Consider the following 21,879-nt stretch of genomic DNA (forward strand, 5'->3'; position numbering starts at 1 on the left):
TGCTTTCAATCTCCTTCTTTATTCGTCATGGCAAAGCACAACAGCTTCATACATCGTTACTTACGGGTAAGCAGGCACGAAGTTCAATCCGAGTCCTTCATCCCAGCCCATCATCAGGTTTAAATTCTGAATCGCTTGGCCCGCTGCCCCTTTGACGAGATTGTCAATCACCGATACAATCGTCAAACGCCCTGTACGGCTATCTACGGCAAACCCGATATCGCAATAATTGGAGCCCCACACTTCTTTTGTCGCCGGCCATTGTCCCGCTTGACGAACCCTCACAAACTTCCGGCCCTCATAATAACGGCGGTAGAGGTCAATGAAATCCTGATCGGTGTGCTCCCCTTGAATCGTCGCGTACATTGTACTCATAATGCCCCTTGTCATCGGCACCAGATGCGTCGTAAACGTTGTCACGACCGGTTTTCCCGCGACCCGCGTGAGCACTTGTTCGATTTCCGGGATATGTTGATGTTTATTTACTTTATAAGCTTTAAAGTTTTCGTTAATTTCCGAATAGTGCGTGCCAAGGCTCGCTCCCCTGCCCGCTCCGGAAACCCCCGATTTGGCATCGATAATAATGGTAGCCGGATCGATCCAACCTTCTTTCACAGCAGGAACCAATCCAAGAAGCGTTGCCGTCGGATAACAGCCTGGATTCGATATGAGATCCACTCCGCGCACCTCTTCACCGAACACTTCTGCCAATCCATAAACCGCTTGCGCAAGATAAGCCTCCTCGGCAGGCGATTTCTTATACCATTCTTCATATAATGAAGGCGACTTCAATCGAAAATCACCAGAAATATCAATCACTTTCAGTCCTTCTGCCAGCAGTTCGGGAGCCAGCTTTGCCGCAATCCCTGCAGGCGTCGCCAAGAAAACAACATCCGCCTTTGCGCGAATAGCTGCCGCTTCAATTCCGTCCAGCAGATCCGTGCGAATCTCCGTCAAATGAGGATAACCCTCCGCAATTGGCGTTCCTGCGCTAGAAGAAGAGATGACCGAAGTCACTTCCACTTGAGGATGCGCCGTCAGCAGCCGTATTAATTCCACACCGCCATACCCGGTCGAACCGACAATGGCCACATTCAATTTGCCGCTCATTTACCCTCTCTCCCATCCGTGTTATTTCCCTAAATATCCATTGTACACCATGGCGACCATGGAGAAAATACCCGACCAACATCACTGAATTATTATACATTTATATTCATATAAATACAATGTTTATTCTGTATGCTTGAATCCTTCTCCAAGTACCTCCGCCGTATCGCTTATGATGACAAAGGCGGCAGGATCGACGGACTTTACGAGCAATTTCAGCTTAGACACCTCATTCTGCCCCACAACGACCATGAGCACGCTTCTTGCTTCACCTGTATAGCCTCCATGAGCATCGAGCTTCGTTAACCCCCGGTCCAAATCGTTCAATACCGTCGTGCTTATGAGATCGGCTTTGTCCGAGATGATAAAAGCGACTTTTGAGACGAGCAGGCCGGTCTGCACCACGTCGATCGTTTTACTTGTGACAAACAAGCCGATTAGCGCGTACAAAGCGTTTTCAGGAGAAATGATGAACCCTGCCGCCGCAATGACCAATCCGTCGAAGCAAGCGATCGCCAAGCCGAGTCGCAGACCGGTATATTTATGTAAAATCTGCGCTGCCAAGTCAAGGCCGCCCGTCGAGCCCCGGCCTCGGAACACGAGTCCCAGCCCGATCCCTACGCCGATGCCGCCATAGATTGCCGCCAGAAGCGCATTATGTGTAGGCGATGGCCAATCCGCGGTCAGCAATACAAACAATGGCAGCAGAATCGAGCCAATCGCCGTTTGCAGCGCGAAGCGCCTGCCCAACATCATCAGACCTGCAATAAATAATGGGATATTGAGCGCCCATTGCGTATAAGCAGGCGGAATGCCGGTTACGCGCTGCACAAGAATCGAGATGCCTGATACACCGCCGGAAGCTATCCCGCCCGGGAGCAAGAATAGATTGAAGCTGACAGCAATGACAAAAGAACCGAGCATCAACAGGAACAAATTGATGAACATCGTTTGTTTTGCGTTGGGCGGCTGTTTGATCCGTCCGTTTCGCTGCCTTTTTTTATGCGTTCGAATCGGATCGGGATCCTTTGTTGCTTTTTCTCTATGCTCCATAGTAAGCTAACCTGCCTTTTATGCTTTATATGAGCCTGCTTTCCTGAGACAGGCAGCATCTCTATTTATCCTTAACGCGAACAACCGCCTAAGGAAACCCTCAGGCGGCTGAATGTAATAGATGATACGTGTCTGCTGGGAGCATTAAGCCTCGTACCGGATCTGGCTGCGCAGGTAACCATCGATAAACGCATCAAGATCGCCGTCCATCACAGCGCCGACATTGCCGGTTTCTACCGAGGTGCGATGATCCTTGACCATGCTGTAGGGATGGAAAACATAGGAGCGAATCTGGCTGCCCCAAGCGATCTCGGACTGCTCGCCGCGAATTTCGGCAAGATGTTTTTGCTGCTCCTCAATCTTGCGCTCATAGAGCTTGGAACGAAGCATCTTCATCGCGCGCTCGCGGTTCTGGATCTGCGAACGTTCCAGCTGACATGCAACCACGATGCCGGTCGGCATATGCGTGATACGAATGGCCGATTCGGTCTTATTGACATGCTGACCGCCGGCACCGCTTGCGCGGTACGTGTCGATCTTCAAATCTTCCGTACGAATCTCGACCTCGATATCGTCGGAGATCTCTGGCATCACATCACAGGATACAAAGGAGGTATGCCGTCTTCCTGCGGAATCGAAAGGCGAGATGCGCACCAGCCGGTGAACCCCTTTCTCAGCCTTCAAATAGCCATAAGCATTATAACCCTTGACCAGGATTGTCGCGCTCTTGATCCCTGCCTCGTCGCCGTCCTGGTAATCCAGGATTTCATACTTAAAGCCCCGCTTCTCCACCCAGCGGGTGTACATGCGATAGAGCATGGATCCCCAGTCTTGAGACTCCGTGCCGCCTGCTCCAGGATGAAGCTCCACAATGGCATTTAATTTATCATACGGCTGATTCAGCAGCAGCTGAAGTTCGAAGTTTTCGACCTTGCGAACAAGCTCCGACACGCTGCCTGTAAGCTCAGCGCCCATTTCTTCATCGTCTTCTTCTTCGGCAAGCTCCAGCATCATTTGCAGGTCTTCATGCTCTGTTTGCAGCTTTTCATACTGCTCCACAACGGATTTGATACCGTTAAGCTCCGCAATAATGCCCTGCGCCTTCTCGTTGTCATCCCAAAAATCAGGCGCAGTCATTTTTTCCTCATAGTTCTCGATCATTTCCCGCTTGATATCTAAGTCAAAGAGACCCCCTTAAATTTTGGAGTTTCTTAGCCATTTCACGCAGGTCCTGTTTTACCGATATATCGATCATGTTAACTCTCACCTCATATATTCACTGTGGCTTCACGATATGCAAGCCGATTATTTTCCGTGACATTGCTTGTATTTTTTACCGCTGCCGCATGGGCAAGGATCATTGCGGCCGACGCGTTCTTCGCGGCGCGCCGGCTGCTTCGCCTGCGGCTCGCTTTTATTGTCAACCGCTTGTCCTTGGGCAACCGCCTTACGCTCAAGATTGTTCTCAACGTGGGCTTTCATGATATACTTTGTAACTTCCTCTTGGATGCTGTCGATCATCTCTTTGAACATTTCAAAGCCTTCGAACTGGTACTCCCGAAGCGGGTCCGTACCGCCATAAGCACGCAAGTGAATCCCTTGGCGCAGCTGATCCATCGCATCGATATGATCCATCCATTTGCTATCTACGGCACGAAGCACAACGACCTTCTCGAATTCGCGCATCGTTTCCACGCCAATCTCTTCTTCACGCTCATCGTAGAGCTTTGTTACCTTATCAAGAATATACGCGACGATCTCTTCCTTTTCCTTGCCCCACAGATCATCTTTCGTTAATGTGCCTTCCTGTAAAAGGTTCGCATGGGCATAGTCGACAACCGCCTGCAGATCCCAATCCTCCGGCACTTCTTCGCCAGGGCAATGCGCGTCTACAATCTTCTCGACGACCGGTTTGATCATCTCAAGCACAATTTCGCGAATATTCTCGGAATACAATACCTCGCGGCGCTGCTTATAGATGATCTCGCGCTGCTGATTCATGACGTCGTCATACTGGAGGACAACTTTACGGGTATCAAAGTTATTGCCTTCCACGCGTTTCTGCGCAGATTCAATTGCTTTCGTAATCATTCTGCTCTCAATCGGCTGATCCTCGTCAAAGCCCAGCCGGTCCATCATACCCATAATATTCTCAGAGCCAAAACGGCGCATTAATTCGTCTTGAAGCGACAAATAAAACTGCGATGAGCCCGGATCGCCCTGGCGGCCAGCCCGTCCGCGCAGCTGATTGTCAATACGCCGGCTCTCATGCCGTTCCGTGCCGATAATATGCAAGCCGCCAACGTCCGATACGCCGTCACCGAGAATGATGTCCGTACCGCGACCCGCCATGTTCGTTGCAATGGTCACGGCTCCGGCCTGTCCGGCACGCGAGATGATTTCCGCTTCCTCTGCATGGTGTTTCGCATTCAGAACTTTATGGGTAACGCCTTTACGCTTTAACATGTCTGAGAGACGTTCCGAGTTCTCGATCGATACGGTACCGACCAGAACCGGTTGATTCTTCTTATGGCGCTCGACGATCTCTTCAACAACCGCATTGAATTTACCGTTTTCCGTTTTGTACACGACATCCGGGATATCGTTGCGGATCATGCTGCGATTGGTAGGAATTTGGATGACATCAAGACCGTAAATCCGCTTGAACTCCTCTTCCTCTGTCTTCGCCGTACCGGTCATTCCCGCAAGCTTGCGGTACATCCGGAAATAGTTCTGAAATGTGATCGTAGCCAGCGTCATGCTCTCGTTCTGTACTTTGAGTTGTTCTTTGGCTTCGATCGCTTGATGCAGCCCGTCACTATAGCGGCGTCCCGACATCAGACGGCCGGTAAACTCATCCACAATGACAACCTCATCGTCCTGCACAACATAATCCACGTCCCGCTTCATAATCGCATGGGCTTTGAGCGCCTGTTGAATATGATGGTTCAGCAGCACATTCGCATGGTCGAATAAGTTCTCGATCGCGAAGGCCTTCTCCGCTTTCTCCACGCCCGCCTCCGTCAGCATAACCGAACGCAGCTTAATATCAACTGTGTAATCCTCTTCCGGCTTCAAACGGCCCACAAACCGGTCTGCGGCAAAATACAGCTCCGTCGATTTGGCGGCTTGCCCGGAAATAATCAGCGGCGTCCGCGCTTCATCAATGAGAATCGAATCGACTTCATCGATGATCGCAAAATACAATGGGCGCTGTACCATTTGTTCCTTGTACAGGACCATATTGTCACGCAGATAATCGAAGCCGAATTCATTATTCGTTCCGTAAGTTATATCACACGCATAAGCCTGTTGTTTCTCTTCATGAGAAAGTGAATTCAGATTGCAGCCGACTGTGAGGCCGAGGAATTCATACAGCTTGCCCATCATCTCGCTGTCACGCTGGGCAAGATAGTCATTGACGGTGACCACGTGAACCCCTTTGCCAAGCAGCGCATTCAAATAGACCGGAAGCGTCGCTACAAGCGTTTTACCCTCACCGGTCTTCATCTCCGAAATTTTGCCGTCGTGCTGCACCATCCCGCCAATCAGCTGAACGTCAAAATGCCGCATGCCAAGTACGCGCTTTGATGCTTCCCTAACCGTTGCAAACACTTCAGGGAGCAGCTGGTCGAGCGTCTCGCCCTTCTCGATCCGCGCTTTAAACTCGTCGGTCTTGCCGCGCAGCGCCTCATCCGACAGCTTCACAAAATCCGGTTCCATACCATTGATCTGTTCGACGGTGCGCATCAATCGCTTGATCTCACGCTCATTGGCATCGCCGAATATTTTCTTTACAAGTCCGAGCATAGTCTATAGTAAACCCCTTTCGTGTTTCGCCTCAATTCTTAAATTGTATCAGTTTGTGCAGGCACTCGCAATGAGCATTACCTATGCTTATATATACGCGTTAGACCGCATTACAGTTGCACAGCGCTCCCGCGAATTGAAAAACCGGACCCTTGGGCCCGGTTCGTTATTGGACGGTTATTCAGCCTTGCTCGATTAACCCATATTTGCCATCGCTTCTTTTATATACGACGTTCACTTCCTTCGTCTCTGCATTAGAGAATACAAAGAAGGTATGACCGACCATATTCATTTGTAAGATTGCTTCTTCCACATCCATTGGTTTAAGCGTGAAGCGCTTCGTTCGAACCACTTCAAGCTCGTCCTCTTCTTCCTCAAGGACGCGAACAGCACCGCCTTCTTCTTTAATAAGGGATTTCAGGCTGCCTTCCTGACGGAATTTTCGGTTTAATTTGGTTTTGTATTTACGGATTTGGCGTTCAAGTTTGTCCACCACAAGATCGATCGATGCATACATATCATCGTTCTTCTCCTCCGCACGAAGCATAACGCCCTGCAGCGGAATCGTTACTTCCACGCCATGTTTGTTCTTCGTTACGGATAAGGTGACATGAACTTCGGAGGTAAGAGGTTCTTCAAAATACCTGTCCAAGCGGCTTAATTTCTTTTCCACATAGTCGCGTAAAGCATCGGTAACTTGAATATTTTGTCCTCGAATGTTGTATTTCATGGGCACTCCTCCTTTTCTGACTACATCATATCATATTCGGATACCCTACTACAAAATTATTATTAATTATTCATGAATATTTTAGAATATTTTGATAATTATAAATAAATGGTAATTAAAATAAGAAAACCCCCGGTTTCCCGGGGGCTAGTAGGTTTCCAGCACTTTGTCAATTGTATGGATCTATCCGTAGGCTCAATAAGCCGGATGATTACAGTTTGACTACGTTTGCAGCTTGTGGACCGCGAGCGCCTTCAACGATGTCGAATTCGACCGATTGGCCTTCTTCAAGGGTTTTGAAACCTTCGGATTGGATTGCGGAGAAATGAACAAATACGTCGCCGCCTTGCTCAGTCTCGATGAATCCATAACCTTTCTCTGCGTTAAACCATTTTACTTTACCTTGCATTCAGAACATTCCCTTCGTCATCATATAGCTGTGAGATCGCATTAACATGGCCCACATTTCGAATATACAACGACGTCACAGAAATGTCAAACGTTATTTTGTAAGCGTTTCATTTTTCGACACAATTAGACAGAAAAAGAAAAAGAGTGCGCGCAGCACTCTTTTCGGGTCATTTATGATGTGTTAGTTATTCCCAGTCAAATCATTTGCGCTGGTCAAAATAATAACTGTCGGCGGCGGCATAACCGCTGTCATATGCGTTTTTCTGTTTGCGGACAACGTTGATCTTACCCATCTGATCCACCGCTTCGTCTTTCAAGGCCAACATTCGCCCTGCGATGATCGCATCCCATTCCCCGAGCTGTTTCATATCTTCGCGGTAGCGCAGCCGCTCCGGTGCGTCCTCAGGCAGATGGACGGTTAGCTGCTTTAACTGCTTCACCAGCTGTTCGCGTTCCTCCACAAACTGTGCAAGCTGTGCATCATCCAGCTCATTTGCATGGTTCGCAGCCTCCCGTGTCATCGCTATCAGGGAAGCGATCAGCTTATCCATGGCTTACTTCCGTCTGCGAAGCAGCAGCCAGCCTGGCAGCCTGGATCCAGGTTTCCTTCAGCTCGATCAGGTACTGCAGCACTTCCTCTGCAGGCTCCGTCGTCTTCTTGATGTTGGCCTGGATGAGAAGATGGTTGAAGTATTCATACAGCTGCAGTAAATTGTCCGCAAGCGGCGAAGTCCGGTCTAATGTAATCACAAATTCACTAATAATATTCTGGGCTTTGACAAGTTGAGTATTCGCATCTTCAAATCTTCCGTCCTGGATCCCTTTAATTCCCGCTCTGCAAAAACGGATCGCACCATCCACTAGCATGATCAATAATTGCGCAGGCGTCGCCGTTTGAATTGAAGTTGCCATATACTTGTTTGCTGGCGTTTGTATCATCTAATTCTGTTCCTCCAAATCCGTAATTTCATAATTGTCTGAGGTTATCGATTATCAAGCGCCGCCGCTGAATTGCTGCATCATATACATGCTTTGGGAATTCATTTGGTTGATATATTTCTCCATGGACGTAAATTGATTATAATATTTCGTTTCCAGCGCTTCCAATCGGCGGTTCATATTCACAATCTGATCGTCGTATTCTTTCATTCTCTTCCCGATCAGGTACGTCGTGTCCACACTGGAAGTTGTCCCAGCTTTTGCTCTTAGCTTCTGCATAAGGGTATCAGCTTGTTCGACCAGCCGGGTGGCAATGCCATCGCCGGCAGAAGTTTCTTTCGAACCGTCATTGGCCGTAAATAATGCTGCAACTTGATCCGGTTGCTCAGCGATTGCTTTCTTCAATTGCGTAGTATTAATGTACAATTTACCTTTTTCGCTGTAGCTTCCTGTTGTGATGCCGATTTGTGAGAGCTGCTTCATATCATCGCTTGGCAAACCCGATACTACCGAGGAAATCGCGGTACGAAATCCCGACAGCGCCGATGAGATCATCTGGTCATTGCGAAGCATGCCGCTTTTCGCTTTCTCTTCCCACTGTTTGACTTCATCCTCTGACATCGATTCCTTCTGCTCTGCGGTCAGTGGAAGGAAATCGCGGTATCTTCGCTCATCCAGTGTTTTGTTGGTCGAATCAATCAACTCATTATATTTGTCGACAAAGCCCTTAACCTTGTCAAAAATCGCATCCGTATCCTGGGTTACCGTAATATCAATCGGACCCGTCACTTGCTTAGCGGTAAAATTGAGGCCGTTGATCTCAAATGAATTGGTAGCATACTGCCCGGAAACGCCATTATATTTGATAAGGGCATCAAGTCCTGCATCACTGCTTGTATAGTAATCTCTAGCGGTTACAGTAACACTGTCCAACCCAAGAGAGACTAATATATCTGTCGAATCCGAAGTCATGTCGCTAAACTCGATCGGTGTTGTGGCATTATCCGCAGGATTGGTGAAAGCCAGCTTGTTGTTGCTGTCCAAATAAGCAGAAACGCCCTTCTTCCCTATTCCAGAGCTGTTAATCTGATTGATTAAGCTGTTTATCGTTGTTGTTTTGGAAATCGTGAACTCGGCCTCTACGCCATCATATTTCACTTTAAACGTCTGATCTGCTGTTAGAGCATCGTTTATTTTGCTGCTTCCCCCACCGGCAAATGCCTTCGCCCCGGTCAATAAGCTGCCGGCTGTAGTGGTTGCTGATGTACCCAGCTTCAGTACATTGGAAAACAAAGACGTTTCCTCACTGTGAAGATTCACTTTAGCCTGCGCGCCTGTATTGGTGGAAGTGAAGAAAAAGTGGTCCAGATTAGCATCATAGCTTAATCTAACCCCTGTGGTATTCGCTTTTTCATTCACAGCTCTGACTAACCCATCAATGGAGTCGCCTGTATTCACATTAATGGTAGCCGTTCCTTTTTCCCCACCGATCGTAAACGTTGTATTATTCGCCAGATTGAGGTCCTGAAGCTTTGTATTGACGCCTTGAAGTGCTTTGGCGCCAACCGCAGCGGTAGAAGTCAGCTTAGCCGCTTCTGCTAATTGTGTTACCTCAAGGGAATAAACGCCTTCCGTTGCAGTTGAACTGGCGGATACGGAGACCGCATTCTCATTAGCCGATACGGCTTTCCGGCTGTTGAAGTTGGATTCAAGCCTCAAATCAAACATCATGTTACGGAATTCTGATATTTTCGTGTTTACACTGCGATAGGAGTCGCGCTGCCACTCCAAGATGGTTTTGCTCTGATTCAGTTTATCGAGCGGCAACCGGTTCGCACTCATCAGGTTTTTGACCATCGAATCGATATCCATACCGGATGCCAATCCCGAAATTCTCATGTTATTACTGATCATTCGTACTCACCTTCACTTTCTTGAATTACTAACCGTACAGTAAGGCATACCGGACATCATCTGCGCTCGTCCATCAAAATCCCGGCCTGTTCCCACAGATTGACAAGAAAGTCCAAGTTCTTCTCCGGCGGAATCTCACGGATCACCTCGCCGCTCTCCTTATTCATCACCTTCACCATGATTCGTTTGGTATCTTCATGGATGGAGAATTGCAGCGCTGTTGATTTGCCTTCAATCGCCTTGATCGCTTTTTCGATTGCTTTAAGCACCTGCTGGTTGCTAATGTTGATTTGTTCCCCAATATTCTCCGTTTGTTTCAGTGCTGTCGTATTTGATAGTTCCGAGGAAACCGAGGTAACATCCGATCCAGAAGGTAGTTTGCGTTCAGGAGCTCTTACCGGTTGAGCAGGTTGCGTCCAATCCGGCGAGGAAACCGGAGTACTCAGGTTGTTAATTGGTAAACTTGCATCCATACAAATCCCTCCACAATATGCGCTTTTCTATATTTATCGGACAGTTAAGGCGGTTATATTAGAAATTAAAGCGAAGTATTGCAAAAAAGTATAAAAAAAACCGGCACACTGTGCCGGCGGAAAAGGATTCAATCTATTTTTCGATAGTAAGCCGCTATTTTCCTTAAAGCCGTGATAACATCTTCAGCATCACGGTCCGTCATCCTCGGAAAAAGCGGGAGCGTGATGATCTGCTGATAGACGGCTTCCGCAACCGGGCAGCTTCCTTGAAGATAACCTAACTTTTGATAATACGGCTGCAGATGCACCGGTATGTAATGAACATGAACTCCGATATTCTCCGCACGAAGCGCTTCGAAGATTTCTTTGCGGGAGGCGTTAAACCTGCCGGCATCAAAGCGGATCACATACAGATGCCAGCTTGAAGAAGCATCCTGATACTGAACAGGCACCTGTATTCCTTCAATTTCAGCGATCTCTTTTGTATAGTATGCTGCGATATCCCGCCGTCTTTTCACGTATTCATCCAGCTTGTCCATCTGTGACGCACCCAGTGCGGCCTGAATATCCGTCATCCGGTAATGATACCCGAGGTTTTGCATTTCGTAATACCAGGGACCGTCATTTTTCAGCAGGTCGTCAGGGTCCTTGGTCATGCCATGATTGCGGAACAGCAGAAGCTTCTTATAGTAATCCTCATTATTCGTAACAATGATGCCGCCTTCGCCTGTCGTTACATGTTTTACGGGATGGAAGCTGAACATCGTCATATCCGCCCATGAACCGACCCTGCGTCCCTTATACTCTGCCCCGATTGAGTGAGCGGCATCCTGGATCACAACGAGCCCGTTGTCCCGGGCAAGCTCCATGATCCGGTCAATCTGAACCGGTTGCCCCGTATAATCAACAGGAATGATCGCCTTGGTCCGGGTAGTGATTTTGCTGCTGATGTCTTCCGGATCAATGTTGTACGTCTCCGGATGAATATCCGCGAATACCGGTGTACCGCCGCAGTAAAGCACACAATTGCTGCTGGCCAGAAAGGTCATTGACGTCGTAATCACTTCATCCCCGGCTTGAATGCCCGCTGCATAACATGCTCCGTGAAGGGCTCCGGTTCCACTGGAGAAAGCAACTGCATAGGAGGCCCCGGCATAGGCCGCCACCTTCCGTTCAAACTCGGCAATCTTGGGGCCTTGGGTTATAAAATCACTCCGGAGCACACTGACTACGGCCTCAATATCGGTTTCATCCAGCCACTGCGCACCGTAGGCGAGCATGCTGCCACGTACGGGCTGGCCGCCATGTAAGGCAAGCAAAGGATGGCACGTGGTTTGATTTTTGCTCAATGCATCCGCCCCCTTCCGTCAATCTATTAGAATGTACGATCACATCAAATGGCTTGTTTTAATCCACGCCTCTGTCCGGGCAATGCCCTCCTCTAATGACACGGCCGGCTCCCAGCCAAGGAGGGATTTTGCTTTTTCATAATTACACAGTAATTTTTGAATCTCGCTTTGGGGGTGAATATGCGGGACGTGTTTGATGCACGACTCCTCTCCAACCACAAGCCGTGCCAGATCATTGACCGAAATATCCCGCCCCAGACCAGCGTTTACAATTTGCCCGTTGACGCGGTCCGAATAACCCGCTTCCACGACAAATCGTGCACAATCCTCCACATAAAGCAGATCGCGGGTCTGCGTTCCTTCACCGTAGATGTTCAAGTCCAGCCCGGCAAGCTTATTTCGTATAAATATCGCTACAACTCCGCCTTCGCCGCCTGTTTTTTGGAAAGGCCCGTACGTATTGAATGGACGGATCACAACAACCGGGAGGTCGTAGGCATAGTAATACGAGAGAACCATGTTCTCGGCGGCGATTTTTGCGCCGGCATATGGCGATGCCGGTTTGGTCGGATGCGCCTCCGTTATGCCCGTCTCATCCGTGCAGCGGTCATAGACCATGCAGGTACTCATAAAGACCGCTTTAACATTGTGCTTGCGGCACTGTTCCATGATATAAAAGGTGCCGATCGTATCATTGTTAAACGTCGTACGCGGATCATCAATAGAGTCTTGCACGTTGATCGAGGCTCCTAAATGGTAGCAGATATCGAAATGATGAACAGCGAAGATATCACCTAATAGGGCCTCATCTTTGATGTCACCTTCGATGAATGAACGAAGACCTGGATGATCGGCAAACTCGTCCAGGTTTTCCCTGCGCCCGTTCGACAGATCGTCCAAAATCCAAATATCATGGCCGTCATCCAACAGCCTTTTTGCGACCCAGCGGCCAATAAACCCGGCTCCGCCGGTGAGTAGGATATTCATAGGTATGCTCCTTTTGTCAGTTGAATTTAATCAGGTCGAATTACAGCATATCCCAGCTTAACGGGCAACCCCTTTTCAATGCTTTCCGCGATTTTTTTCCCAGCACTTCATCATAATACTTAGGTGGAAGTCCGAATCCCGGCCTGATTACCCTAATATTGTCTTTAGTAAAGTTCTCGCCTTCTTCGATATCCTTCACGACATAGATTGATCGCCTGAATTGGAGCGAAGCTTTTTCTTTTTCGGTCGGGCCATATGCAATATGCCCTAATGCCTGCCACGCCTTTTCCGTCTCATCAACAAGCAGCCGCATTTCTTCAGGCTCCATGGAAAAAGTCGAATCCACGCCCCCATCGGCCCTGCGCAGCGTAAAATGCTTCTCAATGACAGTCGCTCCCAGGGCGACACTTGCAACTGCGGCTCCGATTCCCATCGTATGATCAGACAAGCCTACCTGGCAATCGAACAACTTGCTCAAGTGCGGAATGGTTAATATATTTGTGTTTTCCGGAGTAGCCGGGTAGGTGCTTGTGCATTTCAACAGCACAATATCCTTTGCTCCCGCATCTCTGGCGGCCTGTACCGTCTCATCCAATTCAGCAATTGAAGCCATCCCCGTTGAAATAATCATTGGCTTGCCCGTTGCTGCAACCTTGCGGATCAGAGGGATGTCCGTGTTCTCGAATGAGGCAATTTTATATAGGGGCACATTCAGCGATTCCAGAAAATCCACGGATGTCTCATCGAACGGTGTACTAAATCCGATCATCCCAAGTTCTTTGCAGCGGTCAAATATAGGCTTGTGCCACTCCCACGGGGTATACGCCTCCTGATAGAGGTTATAAAGAGAGGTCCCCTTCCAAAGGCTGTTCGGATCATCGATAAAAAACTCATTCTCGGCATAGTCTATTGTCATCGTATCGGCTGTATACGTCTGGAGCTTCAATGCATGCGCGCCGGCACGTGCCGCAGCCTCAACAATTTGCAGCGCACGATCTAAGGATTGATTATGGTTGCCGGACATTTCGGCAATTATGAATGGGCGATGGTTCAAACTAATCGATCGTGTACCGAGCTTTATATCATTCATCATTATTAACTCCTAAAGTCATATTCGTCCTTGTTTAAATAAAAACATCGAATCTTATGCTCAACCCCGTTTTTTGTTCTGGAGCTATACTTGTCCAGATCCTCTTTAAAGCCCAATTTTTGGTGGAACGAAATACTTGCTTGATTAAAAGCGAAAGCTTCTCCACAGATCCTATGTAACTCTAATTCTTCGAATACGAATTTAATCCCAAGTCTGCCCATGATCGTACCCGTACCTGGTTTTAAATCTTCTTTCCCTAAGTAAAAGCCCCATGAGCAAGTTTTTTGAATGTAATCGATTTGAGTGAAATTGATCGTTCCAATTGGTTCCCCAAAATGTTGAAATACTTTAGATACCGCTGTATTGTCTTTCCTCATCCGGTTAAACCAAGCTTCATGCTCAGCCATTGTTATGATGTGATCGGTATACATATTAGCTCGAATACGATCTGAATTTCTCCATTTTAACACAATAGGAAGATCATCCGATGACAAATCGCGAAGTGAATAATTTGAAAATTCAATGGACATCACTAGCCCCCATTCAATGCTTTGATCAATCGATCCACTCCGTTACCTACTTTTAGAATCCCTTGTGCCGCAAATTCCCCAACTCGGAGTAACCGATCCGGATGCTCAATCATTTCTGTGACTTCGCGAGCAATATCATAATCGGTCACTTCACTGTGCCGCCCTAAATTAATCACCGCCCCAATGTGCGCAAGGTCTTCTGTTATTTGCCGCTGATTTTCTGCGACGATAATTGTCAATGAAGGCAGGCCCATCATCATTCTTTCCCATGTTGTGGTTCCTCCGCTGCCTATTCCCAAGTCGGCGATCTGCATTAATTGGGCAATATAATCAACTTGAATATGCAGATGCACACCCATTTCTCTGCACATATCTTTTATTCTTTCAAGATGTGGACTGGCAGCTCCCATAGCCACATCCGTTTGAAAATTACCGCCGTTCACTTTCTTAAGTGCCCTTAATACCTTTTCAGTTTCATTTGTCGGATCACTTCCGCCGAAAGAAACTAAAATCCGTTTGACTGATCCATCCCGTCGACGGGCTTCTTCCGCAAGCTGCGTAAACTCCGGACGAAGCAGCGCATATTCCGGCCCTAAAAATAACGCGCAATCAGGCGGCACCAAATTTAAATACCGCGCTTGCATATCCAGATAAAAATTTTGATCCAGCAAAATATCGCACTGATGTCTGCGATTGGCCAGATCATCGATAACCATCAACTTCCGCAGATTCGGCTTAACAAGCCTCTCCCATTTTTCATCAATCCCGTAATGATCGACGATCAGACAATCTGCTCTTAAATCTAAGGCTTTAAGAAGGTCAATGGTACCTTGTGCATCCTGTATATATGAATCCGTATTGTTATCGATACCCCCGCTTATCTCATAGCAGCTGTAACCCGAGTCTACAATTCTCCGTTTGAGCCCCTCTGTCATCATTCCGCACACAAAAGTAATAGTATGACCACTTTTATGCAATCGTCCCGCTAATGTTAAACAACGCATCACATGCCCCGTTCCGATTTCAGGGGATGCGTCTGCCCGGAATACTATATTCATTAGGTCTCTACCCTTTTTTGTTCAATGTGTTGATTGATCTCTATTAAATCAGGATATCTCTCAAGCAGTTCAATCACTTCATGCCATGAAAAAACACGTTTCCTGTTGTAGAGATGTTTATAAATTTCTACGATTAGATTCCAATCCTCAATTGTATCCAGTGTCCACCGGTGACGGGAATAATCTGCTGCCGACAATACATTATACAATCTAAACCGTTCGGCATTTGTATAAATATAAGGTGTAACATGTTCCCTCTGTTCCGGCCGTTTTGCCTGGACAAACGTCTCCTTTAATACCCCCATGCTAAAAACTTCTGTATCCAGCCCTCTTGGAAAGCTCCTTTGTAAACAATTGCTGACATAATCATACCGATTCTCAATAAATGTACAGATGACTTCCCGGGTTACTTCCGGATCAATTAATGGACAATCAGATGTAATACGCACAATACCGTCAGCATTGGCCAAAATCGCAGCCTCATAATATCTGGACAGAACATCTGACTCACTGCCGCGGTATACTTCTATTCCAAGGGAGTTTGATTCCTTTACGATCGGATCATCGGACGGCATCTCGGTCGTTGCAACAACAATCTTATTGATCCTATCGACAGCTTGCAGCCGTTCAATCACATGGGATAATACAGACTTCCCCATTAATTGAAATAAGACTTTTCCCGGTAATCGGGTAGATCCCATTCTTGCCTGTATGATGGCCGTAATATTCATCAATAATCTCCTCTAAGTGCAGGTTCAAGTACGTCCAGTAAATGATTCTCAGTTAACATCTGTATCAACTCATTCTTCGATACCGTACGAAAATGATTCGAGCTATACGTTTGAACTTCCACATTTCTTTCATCTGCATACCTTATTTTTTTATTTAAAAAGGTATTCGGGATAACAAACATATCCGGGAGCTCCAATGCATGCATTGTCTCCTCTGCCGTCATTAATTCTTCATACATTTTTTCACCGGGTCGTAAACCAATTTCCTTTATTCTTACCTTATCGGGATTTATGCCTATTTGATTTGAAACCTTCTCTATCATGACATCAACTAAATCTTGCAGTTTGATAACAGGCATTTTTAGCACAAATATTTCTCCGCCCTGAGCATACTTCATAGCCTGAATCGTAAGATCGGTTGCCTGTTGGAGAGTCATCATAAAACGGCTCATCGACAAATCAGTTACCGTAACTTCATGTTTCTGAGCAATTTGCCACTTAAAGAGCGGGATAACAGACCCGCGCGAGCCCATGACATTTCCGAATCTTACAGCGGCGAAAATTGTGTTTTTAGGCCCGGTTTGGTTTTGCGCAGCGGATATAAGCCGTTCTGCCATCAGCTTTGAAGCACCGTACGTATTTGTCGGTGCAATCGATTTGTCGGTGCTCGTAAAAATCGTCTTTTGAACCCCCATCGTCAGCGAGGCTTGAATTACGTTTTGGGTCCCTATAATGTTGGTCTGCACTGCTTCGAATGGGTTGTATTCACAAGCGGGCACATGTTTCATGGCCGCTGTATGAAACACATAATCAATATCCTGCATCGCCCGGGAAACACGATCCAGATCGCGCACATCCCCAATTAAATAGCGAATGCGTTCCGAATATTCTGATAAAGACTGCTGCAGCTTGAACTGCTTGTATTCATCCCTGCTAAATATACGTACAACCTGAGGCTGATCCTTCAAAACAGTTTTTAACAGGCTGGTACCGATCGTTCCGGTACCACCGATAATGAGCACTCTTTTATCCGTAAAATATCCCGCCATATGGCCCTCCTGTTGGTTATCTCGGTTTTTTTTGTTGAATATGGCGATTCATTTCTAGTAATTCGGGATTGGTTTGAAGAAAGCGGACAATATCATAAAGAGAAAAATCTTTTTTCACTGGATATAGAGATTCGAATACCTTATTTATCAACTCATAGTCATCAGATGTATCCAACGTTAAACGAAATTCAGGATGTCTTAAAAAATAAGGCGCCTCCACATTTGACAGTCGATATTGCTCAGGTCTTTCATATATATAAAGAGAGACGTGTTCACGATCCGGAGGATCAATTGTCATTCGTTCCACCTCGGCAAGTGTCTCTGTACGGAATACCTCCACACTAAATCCCAAAGGATACGTTCGCACAAGATGATTTCCTACATAGTCTAAATAAGGATGTTCCAGCATTCTCTCAATTGCGGTATCAATCGTCTCAGCGTCAATTAACGGACAATCGCTCGTTATTTGCACAATCAAATCCGTATTCGTTGCCTGTGCTGCCTCGACAGTTCTAGCCAGAACGTCCTCTTCACTGCCTCGATAATATAATACGCCTTGCTTTTTAGCCGTCTCGACTACAATTGCATCCTGTTCATTCGTAGTTGTGGCAATGACAACATTGTGTAAATACTTTGACTGCCTGAGCCTCTCAATCAGCCTTACTAACGCAGGCTCCCCGGCAAAGTCCATCAATACTTTTCCCGGCAATCTTGAAGATGTCATTCTAGTGGCAACAATCGCATTTATGTTCATCATATAACCCCCCGGATAAAAGAAACAATACGTTCTGTAGAATGTCCATCCATCCAAATATAGGAATCAACTGATTTTTCAATTGATTTTTGTTCTTTGTTATTCAAATTCGAAATCCGGTGTTTAAGCCAATCAAATGAAGTAATCAGTTCAGATAGCCCAAGCTTATTCGATATGCATACATCAGGCATGGCGAGATTCGGCTGGTAACTTATCGCACACTTACCCTGCAATGCCGCATGCAATAGCCCCATAGAATTCATACTGATGACATAATCATAATTAGGAATAAGCCCGTTTAAATTACCATCTAATTGAACTGCCTCCTGTATGTATGCTTGGGGAATATGGGGTGTTTCTTTAGGATGAAACTTAATATGAAAATCATATTGTTTATGGGAACTGAATATTGCAAGACAATCATTCAATACTTGCTGTTCCGTATAACCTAGCGAATCTCCATATAAATAGGATAAGGGCTGTGATAAGAACAATATCTTATTCCCTGCCGGAGGTGCTGCTGTGATGCGGTTCCGAATGAATTTATCTAACCCGGGCTGGCCCAGGGCATATAAGATCTCCTCCGGAACGCCTTCCTGAATCGCTTCTCTTTTTGCGAGCTCGTCCATAACAATATAATAGTCAGGATATACCTGTGCACTATTTGAAGCTTTAAAGCGCGATATATAATTCGTCCAATAGTCTAAGATTGACATCGTTTTAATATTTTCCTTTTTACACCGCGCAATAATTCTGATTTCGGCATCGCTGCCCCAACTTGTCCCTGTAATCACCAAAGACAAGTCATTAGCGGCAATCTCATTTTCAATTATTTCCACGACATGTTCAAAAGTGCTGGCTTGACCCGGATTTAAATGAGCGGAAGGCCCAATACAGTAGAATTGAACGGGCCAGCCTAAGGAAAGCATTTCAAGAGCAATGGGTGAAACAACATCGTATCCTCCCGGGTCATGTGAGAGGCATATGATTTTTTTCATAGTCGTATAATTTCCCTCTCTCATTCCAAACCTTACGAACCGCATCAAGAAAATCACGGATATCGTCAGGTTGGAACGGCCTCCTGCATACATCGGCGATTAATAAGCGTTCGTCATACATTTGCTCGGCAACCGGACAGATGCCCCTCTTATAATCCTGCACAGGCTGCTCAATGAGCGAGAAGGGATACTGCGTCTGGTTGTACACTTTTTTGTGTTGATACATAGGATGCAAGTAAATCGGCTTTTGATAACCTTGTCCTAACGGAAAGCCCTCTGCTTTCATCGCCTCGGCAAACGTTTTTCGGGAAATTCCCCACTCTTCTTTGTCGTATTGAATAGGGTACACATAGTAGGCGTGTTCATAGCCATCAGGCAGGAAAACGCCTTGCAGCCCCTCGAACCGCTTCAGTTCAAATGATAAAAGAGATGCTAAACGCCTTCGCTCTACTAAAAAGCCATCAAGCTTCTTTAATTGTTCTATACCAATCGCCGCATGCAGTTCTGTCATTCTATAGTTATTGCCGAGTGCCACAGTATCATAATCCTCTTCATCGTCAAGAACCATCTCGCCATGATTACGAATTAATTGGCATCTTCTCGCTAAGTCTGCATCATTAGTCAGGATCAGTCCGCCTTCTCCGCTGTGGATAATTTTATGGTAATTCAGACTAAACACACTCAAATGTCCAAATGTACCGGCATACTTTCCATCAATAGAGGCCCCAGGAGCCTGAGCATTATCTTCAATTACGTAAAGATTGTGCTTAACGGCAAGCTGCATAATTTGAGGCAAAAATGCCGGCAACCCTAATATGTTAGCAACAATAATTGCTTTTGTCCGAGGCGTAATCCATTTTTCTATTTCTTTTGGATTGAGGTTGTATGTATCTTCATCAATATCCACAAATATCGGGACGGCATTGTTCATTAAAATGGCACTTGCACTCGCAACCATTGTGAAAGGTGTTACCAGCACTTCATCTCCTGGACCGATCTCACAGGCCGCAACAGCTGTATGCAGTGCTGTTGTCGCTGAATTAACCGAGATCCCATAAGTGCTTCCAAACTTTTCGGCAAAGGCATGCTCAATCTCCCTTACCTTTGCTCCACCGAGAAATCCTTCCCCGGCCCGACCAATGAAGGCGGAAAGGCTTCCTTTTTCCATTACCTCCATAACTGCTTGTTTTTCTTCGATCCCCATTGTATTTACCCATGGGATAGCATGTTGTCTTACTGGCTCTCCTCCAAGAAGCGCTAGATCACTCATTGTTCCGTTCTCCTTCCGGCACGTATGCAGCATTCCTGATTAACCATTCATTTCGAAGAATCCCATATTCAATCACATCTATATATTGATTTTGCTTATAGGCTGCCTGTCTCCTGACGCCCTCTTTAATAAAACCGAGCGATTCGGCCAGCCTTTGCATTCCTACGTTTGTGTGATAGGTTCCGCAGCTTATTCGGTTTAAATTCAATTCTTGAAAACCATGGGCAATAATCAGCTTCGCCGCCTCAGATGCGTACCCCTTATTCCAGTATTTTTTTTCTCCCAGAACAATTGCAAAATCCGCCGTTCTATTGATGAAATGAATATCCTGCAAGCTTATGTTCCCGATATGGACATGATCCTCAAGTGTAACGATTGCCAGGATTAGAGATTCCTTTGTCTTCTGTGCATATTGGATATATTGAAGCGCATCCTGATATAAATAAGGGTAGCGATAGTGGTTGTTCTGCTTGCAAACTTCCGCATCATTAAACCAATTAAGATAATTCGACTCCGCATCATTCTCTTGAAGAGGCCTCAAAAAGAGCCGACTGCCGTTCAAAAAAGGGATCGCATTCATAGGCCACTCTCCTGCTTATTATATACGACTGGTTCCCAGCATCGTGAATGGTATGATCTCTCAATAGCTTGGGAAACATAAATTGGATAAAGGCCGTCAACCAGTGTGCATACCGGGGCAGCATTACCGTCAAGCAGATCGGCCAGATGATTAACCGCATGCTGAAGATTGGCATCTTCCAATAGATGATCTTCAACCTTGTCAACCGTTAATCCATTAAACCCAGAAAATAAGCGGTGTGGGCTTTGCCGCAAATATTGTACCTTATTGCCGCTTTCTGAAATTTCTATTTTTCCATTCTCAAAATACAAATCGATTTCAAACATATAGTAAAAAGCATCATTAAACGCTTCCGCATAACCACTTAAGTCTTTTTCCGTTTTAAAGTGAAAGGAATACGATAAATCTCCATCCCGGTCTGCTGTCGTTTCAACTTGTTCGAAAACCATCACTTGATTTATATTGCCGGCAAACCAGTTTAATAAGTCAAACAGATGAGAGCCCGTGTTTAGAATTCCACGCGTATAACGCGCGTGCACACGGTAGAGAGTTCCGTAAGTTTTCTTTTGAATATGGTCATGAATGCCTTTCATGCCCTTGTTCCAGCGCCTTGTCAGATTCGGAACAACATAACGAGTATTTGCGAATGGAGCGTACAAGGCGCTTATTGCCTTTGCCTCCGAAACATTTGCCACAACAGGCTTTTCACAAAATACGAGCTTAGTATCTGTATGAACTAATATATAACGCAGCAGTTCATAATGTGTTTCCGGAGGGGTGCAAATACTAATGACATCCGGCTTATGCTCCTTAAGCATTGCGAGTGTATCCCGATAAAAAGAGGTTTCCGATGAGAACTGCTGAAGCTGCAATTGACGGTCATCATTTGAATCGGATGCAGCGGCAAGTAGAAATCGAGAGCTATTCAAATACGCAAGTGTATGGCTCGAAGGTTTATGTCTTTTATCATCCAGATCATATAATAGACCGATTTGACCTAATCCGATGATTACGGATCTATACATAAGATTCTCCCGTATATT

General features: G+C 46.3%; 22 protein-coding genes. All 22 read right to left on the reverse strand.

Annotation, left to right across the window (positions count from 1 at the left end; genetic code table 11):
* Positions 1-60: 60 nt before the first annotated feature.
* A complete protein-coding gene (gene argC, locus IEW11_RS02835) occupies positions 61-1,110 on the reverse strand; it encodes an N-acetyl-gamma-glutamyl-phosphate reductase (RefSeq protein WP_229724932.1) in 1,050 nt (349 codons plus the stop codon).
* A 123-nt stretch (positions 1,111-1,233) separates the two neighbouring features.
* Complete coding sequence (locus IEW11_RS02840; protein WP_373289298.1) at positions 1,234-2,058, reverse strand: YitT family protein; 825 nt, start codon at positions 2,056-2,058, stop codon at positions 1,234-1,236.
* Positions 2,059-2,307: 249 nt separating this feature from the next.
* A protein-coding gene (gene prfB / locus IEW11_RS02845; RefSeq protein ID WP_188528856.1) for a peptide chain release factor 2 occupies positions 2,308-3,418 on the reverse strand; the annotation gives its coding sequence in 2 pieces (ribosomal slippage) (positions 2,308-3,345 and positions 3,347-3,418; 1,110 coding nt in all).
* Positions 3,419-3,468: 50 nt separating this feature from the next.
* Positions 3,469-5,973 carry a preprotein translocase subunit SecA gene (gene secA, locus IEW11_RS02850; RefSeq protein ID WP_188528858.1) on the reverse strand — a complete coding sequence of 835 codons (2,505 nt, stop codon included), beginning with the start codon at positions 5,971-5,973 and terminating at the stop codon, positions 3,469-3,471.
* A gap of 181 nt (positions 5,974-6,154) precedes the next feature.
* A complete protein-coding gene (gene hpf / locus IEW11_RS02855) occupies positions 6,155-6,703 on the reverse strand; it encodes a ribosome hibernation-promoting factor, HPF/YfiA family (protein ID WP_188528860.1) in 549 nt (182 codons plus the stop codon).
* Between the two features lie 211 nt (positions 6,704-6,914).
* On the reverse strand, positions 6,915-7,112 hold the full coding sequence (locus IEW11_RS02860) for a cold-shock protein (RefSeq protein ID WP_028599014.1): 198 nt from the start codon (positions 7,110-7,112) through the stop codon (positions 6,915-6,917).
* Between the two features lie 202 nt (positions 7,113-7,314).
* Positions 7,315-7,665, reverse strand: a complete 351-nt coding sequence (locus IEW11_RS02865; RefSeq protein WP_188528862.1) for a flagellar protein FliT — start codon at positions 7,663-7,665, stop codon at positions 7,315-7,317.
* Entirely contained in the window at positions 7,658-8,053 is a 396-nt protein-coding gene (gene fliS, locus IEW11_RS02870) for a flagellar export chaperone FliS (RefSeq protein ID WP_188528863.1), read from the reverse strand. The genes IEW11_RS02865 and fliS overlap by 8 nt, the downstream gene beginning before the upstream one ends.
* A gap of 54 nt (positions 8,054-8,107) precedes the next feature.
* Positions 8,108-9,967, reverse strand: a complete 1,860-nt coding sequence (gene fliD / locus IEW11_RS02875; protein WP_188528865.1) for a flagellar filament capping protein FliD — start codon at positions 9,965-9,967, stop codon at positions 8,108-8,110.
* Between the two features lie 56 nt (positions 9,968-10,023).
* Positions 10,024-10,440, reverse strand: a complete 417-nt coding sequence (locus tag IEW11_RS02880) for a flagellar protein FlaG (protein ID WP_188528867.1) — start codon at positions 10,438-10,440, stop codon at positions 10,024-10,026.
* A 128-nt stretch (positions 10,441-10,568) separates the two neighbouring features.
* Complete coding sequence (gene pseC, locus IEW11_RS02885; RefSeq protein WP_188529476.1) at positions 10,569-11,720, reverse strand: UDP-4-amino-4,6-dideoxy-N-acetyl-beta-L-altrosamine transaminase; 1,152 nt, start codon at positions 11,718-11,720, stop codon at positions 10,569-10,571.
* 108 nt (positions 11,721-11,828) lie between these two features.
* Positions 11,829-12,776 carry a dTDP-glucose 4,6-dehydratase gene (locus tag IEW11_RS02890; protein ID WP_188528869.1) on the reverse strand — a complete coding sequence of 316 codons (948 nt, stop codon included), beginning with the start codon at positions 12,774-12,776 and terminating at the stop codon, positions 11,829-11,831.
* Between the two features lie 40 nt (positions 12,777-12,816).
* Positions 12,817-13,866: a pseudaminic acid synthase gene (pseI, locus tag IEW11_RS02895; RefSeq protein ID WP_229724933.1), complete on the reverse strand. Its 1,050-nt coding sequence runs from the start codon at positions 13,864-13,866 to the stop codon at positions 12,817-12,819.
* Positions 13,867-13,871: 5 nt separating this feature from the next.
* On the reverse strand, positions 13,872-14,396 hold the full coding sequence (gene pseH / locus IEW11_RS02900; RefSeq protein ID WP_188528873.1) for a UDP-4-amino-4,6-dideoxy-N-acetyl-beta-L-altrosamine N-acetyltransferase: 525 nt from the start codon (positions 14,394-14,396) through the stop codon (positions 13,872-13,874).
* A gap of 2 nt (positions 14,397-14,398) precedes the next feature.
* The gene (gene pseG, locus IEW11_RS02905; RefSeq protein WP_188528875.1) at positions 14,399-15,454 is read right to left on the reverse strand and encodes a UDP-2,4-diacetamido-2,4,6-trideoxy-beta-L-altropyranose hydrolase; all 1,056 of its coding nucleotides are present in this window, start codon (positions 15,452-15,454) and stop codon (positions 14,399-14,401) included.
* Positions 15,454-16,185, reverse strand: a complete 732-nt coding sequence (locus IEW11_RS02910; protein WP_188528877.1) for a cytidylyltransferase domain-containing protein — start codon at positions 16,183-16,185, stop codon at positions 15,454-15,456. The genes pseG and IEW11_RS02910 overlap by 1 nt, the downstream gene beginning before the upstream one ends.
* Positions 16,185-17,234, reverse strand: coding sequence for an SDR family NAD(P)-dependent oxidoreductase (locus tag IEW11_RS02915; protein ID WP_188528879.1), 1,050 nt, complete (start codon positions 17,232-17,234; stop codon positions 16,185-16,187). The genes IEW11_RS02910 and IEW11_RS02915 overlap by 1 nt, the downstream gene beginning before the upstream one ends.
* 16 nt (positions 17,235-17,250) lie before the next feature.
* Positions 17,251-17,988 (reverse strand): cytidylyltransferase domain-containing protein, encoded by a 738-nt coding sequence (locus IEW11_RS02920; RefSeq protein ID WP_188528881.1) that lies wholly within the window; start codon positions 17,986-17,988, stop codon positions 17,251-17,253.
* Positions 17,988-18,986 carry a polysialyltransferase family glycosyltransferase gene (locus IEW11_RS02925; protein ID WP_188528883.1) on the reverse strand — a complete coding sequence of 333 codons (999 nt, stop codon included), beginning with the start codon at positions 18,984-18,986 and terminating at the stop codon, positions 17,988-17,990. The genes IEW11_RS02920 and IEW11_RS02925 overlap by 1 nt, the downstream gene beginning before the upstream one ends.
* Positions 18,958-20,256: a DegT/DnrJ/EryC1/StrS family aminotransferase gene (locus IEW11_RS02930; protein ID WP_188528885.1), complete on the reverse strand. Its 1,299-nt coding sequence runs from the start codon at positions 20,254-20,256 to the stop codon at positions 18,958-18,960. The genes IEW11_RS02925 and IEW11_RS02930 overlap by 29 nt, the downstream gene beginning before the upstream one ends.
* Positions 20,249-20,836, reverse strand: coding sequence for a GNAT family N-acetyltransferase (locus tag IEW11_RS02935; protein WP_188528888.1), 588 nt, complete (start codon positions 20,834-20,836; stop codon positions 20,249-20,251). The genes IEW11_RS02930 and IEW11_RS02935 overlap by 8 nt, the downstream gene beginning before the upstream one ends.
* The gene (locus tag IEW11_RS02940) at positions 20,833-21,861 is read right to left on the reverse strand and encodes a Gfo/Idh/MocA family protein (protein ID WP_188528890.1); all 1,029 of its coding nucleotides are present in this window, start codon (positions 21,859-21,861) and stop codon (positions 20,833-20,835) included. Before IEW11_RS02940 ends, IEW11_RS02935 begins: the two co-directional genes overlap by 4 nt.
* Positions 21,862-21,879: the final 18 nt, after the last annotated feature.

Origin of the sequence: Paenibacillus abyssi (genome assembly GCF_014640295.1) — a bacterium.
Lineage (GTDB): Bacteria > Bacillota > Bacilli > Paenibacillales > Paenibacillaceae > Paenibacillus_D > Paenibacillus_D abyssi.

Bases quoted from the DNA above. Each gene is read 5' to 3' on its own strand.
- argC (WP_229724932.1), bottom strand. From the start codon at position 1,110: ATGAGCGGCAAATTGAATGTGGCCATTGTCGGTTCGACCGGGTATGGC.
- IEW11_RS02840 (WP_373289298.1), bottom strand. From the start codon at position 2,058: ATGTTCATCAATTTGTTCCTGTTGATGCTCGGTTCTTTTGTCATTGCT.
- secA (WP_188528858.1), bottom strand. From the start codon at position 5,973: ATGCTCGGACTTGTAAAGAAAATATTCGGCGATGCCAATGAGCGTGAG.
- hpf (WP_188528860.1), bottom strand. From the start codon at position 6,703: ATGAAATACAACATTCGAGGACAAAATATTCAAGTTACCGATGCTTTA.
- IEW11_RS02860 (WP_028599014.1), bottom strand. From the start codon at position 7,112: ATGCAAGGTAAAGTAAAATGGTTTAACGCAGAGAAAGGTTATGGATTC.
- IEW11_RS02865 (WP_188528862.1), bottom strand. From the start codon at position 7,665: ATGGATAAGCTGATCGCTTCCCTGATAGCGATGACACGGGAGGCTGCG.
- fliS (WP_188528863.1), bottom strand. From the start codon at position 8,053: ATGATACAAACGCCAGCAAACAAGTATATGGCAACTTCAATTCAAACG.
- fliD (WP_188528865.1), bottom strand. From the start codon at position 9,967: ATGATCAGTAATAACATGAGAATTTCGGGATTGGCATCCGGTATGGAT.
- IEW11_RS02880 (WP_188528867.1), bottom strand. From the start codon at position 10,440: ATGGATGCAAGTTTACCAATTAACAACCTGAGTACTCCGGTTTCCTCG.
- pseC (WP_188529476.1), bottom strand. From the start codon at position 11,720: ATGCTCGCCTACGGTGCGCAGTGGCTGGATGAAACCGATATTGAGGCC.
- IEW11_RS02890 (WP_188528869.1), bottom strand. From the start codon at position 12,776: ATGAATATCCTACTCACCGGCGGAGCCGGGTTTATTGGCCGCTGGGTC.
- pseI (WP_229724933.1), bottom strand. From the start codon at position 13,866: ATGAATGATATAAAGCTCGGTACACGATCGATTAGTTTGAACCATCGC.
- pseH (WP_188528873.1), bottom strand. From the start codon at position 14,396: ATGTCCATTGAATTTTCAAATTATTCACTTCGCGATTTGTCATCGGAT.
- pseG (WP_188528875.1), bottom strand. From the start codon at position 15,454: ATGAATATAGTATTCCGGGCAGACGCATCCCCTGAAATCGGAACGGGG.
- IEW11_RS02910 (WP_188528877.1), bottom strand. From the start codon at position 16,185: ATGAATATTACGGCCATCATACAGGCAAGAATGGGATCTACCCGATTA.
- IEW11_RS02915 (WP_188528879.1), bottom strand. From the start codon at position 17,234: ATGGCGGGATATTTTACGGATAAAAGAGTGCTCATTATCGGTGGTACC.
- IEW11_RS02920 (WP_188528881.1), bottom strand. From the start codon at position 17,988: ATGAACATAAATGCGATTGTTGCCACTAGAATGACATCTTCAAGATTG.
- IEW11_RS02925 (WP_188528883.1), bottom strand. From the start codon at position 18,986: ATGAAAAAAATCATATGCCTCTCACATGACCCGGGAGGATACGATGTT.
- IEW11_RS02930 (WP_188528885.1), bottom strand. From the start codon at position 20,256: ATGAGTGATCTAGCGCTTCTTGGAGGAGAGCCAGTAAGACAACATGCT.
- IEW11_RS02935 (WP_188528888.1), bottom strand. From the start codon at position 20,836: ATGAATGCGATCCCTTTTTTGAACGGCAGTCGGCTCTTTTTGAGGCCT.
- IEW11_RS02940 (WP_188528890.1), bottom strand. From the start codon at position 21,861: ATGTATAGATCCGTAATCATCGGATTAGGTCAAATCGGTCTATTATAT.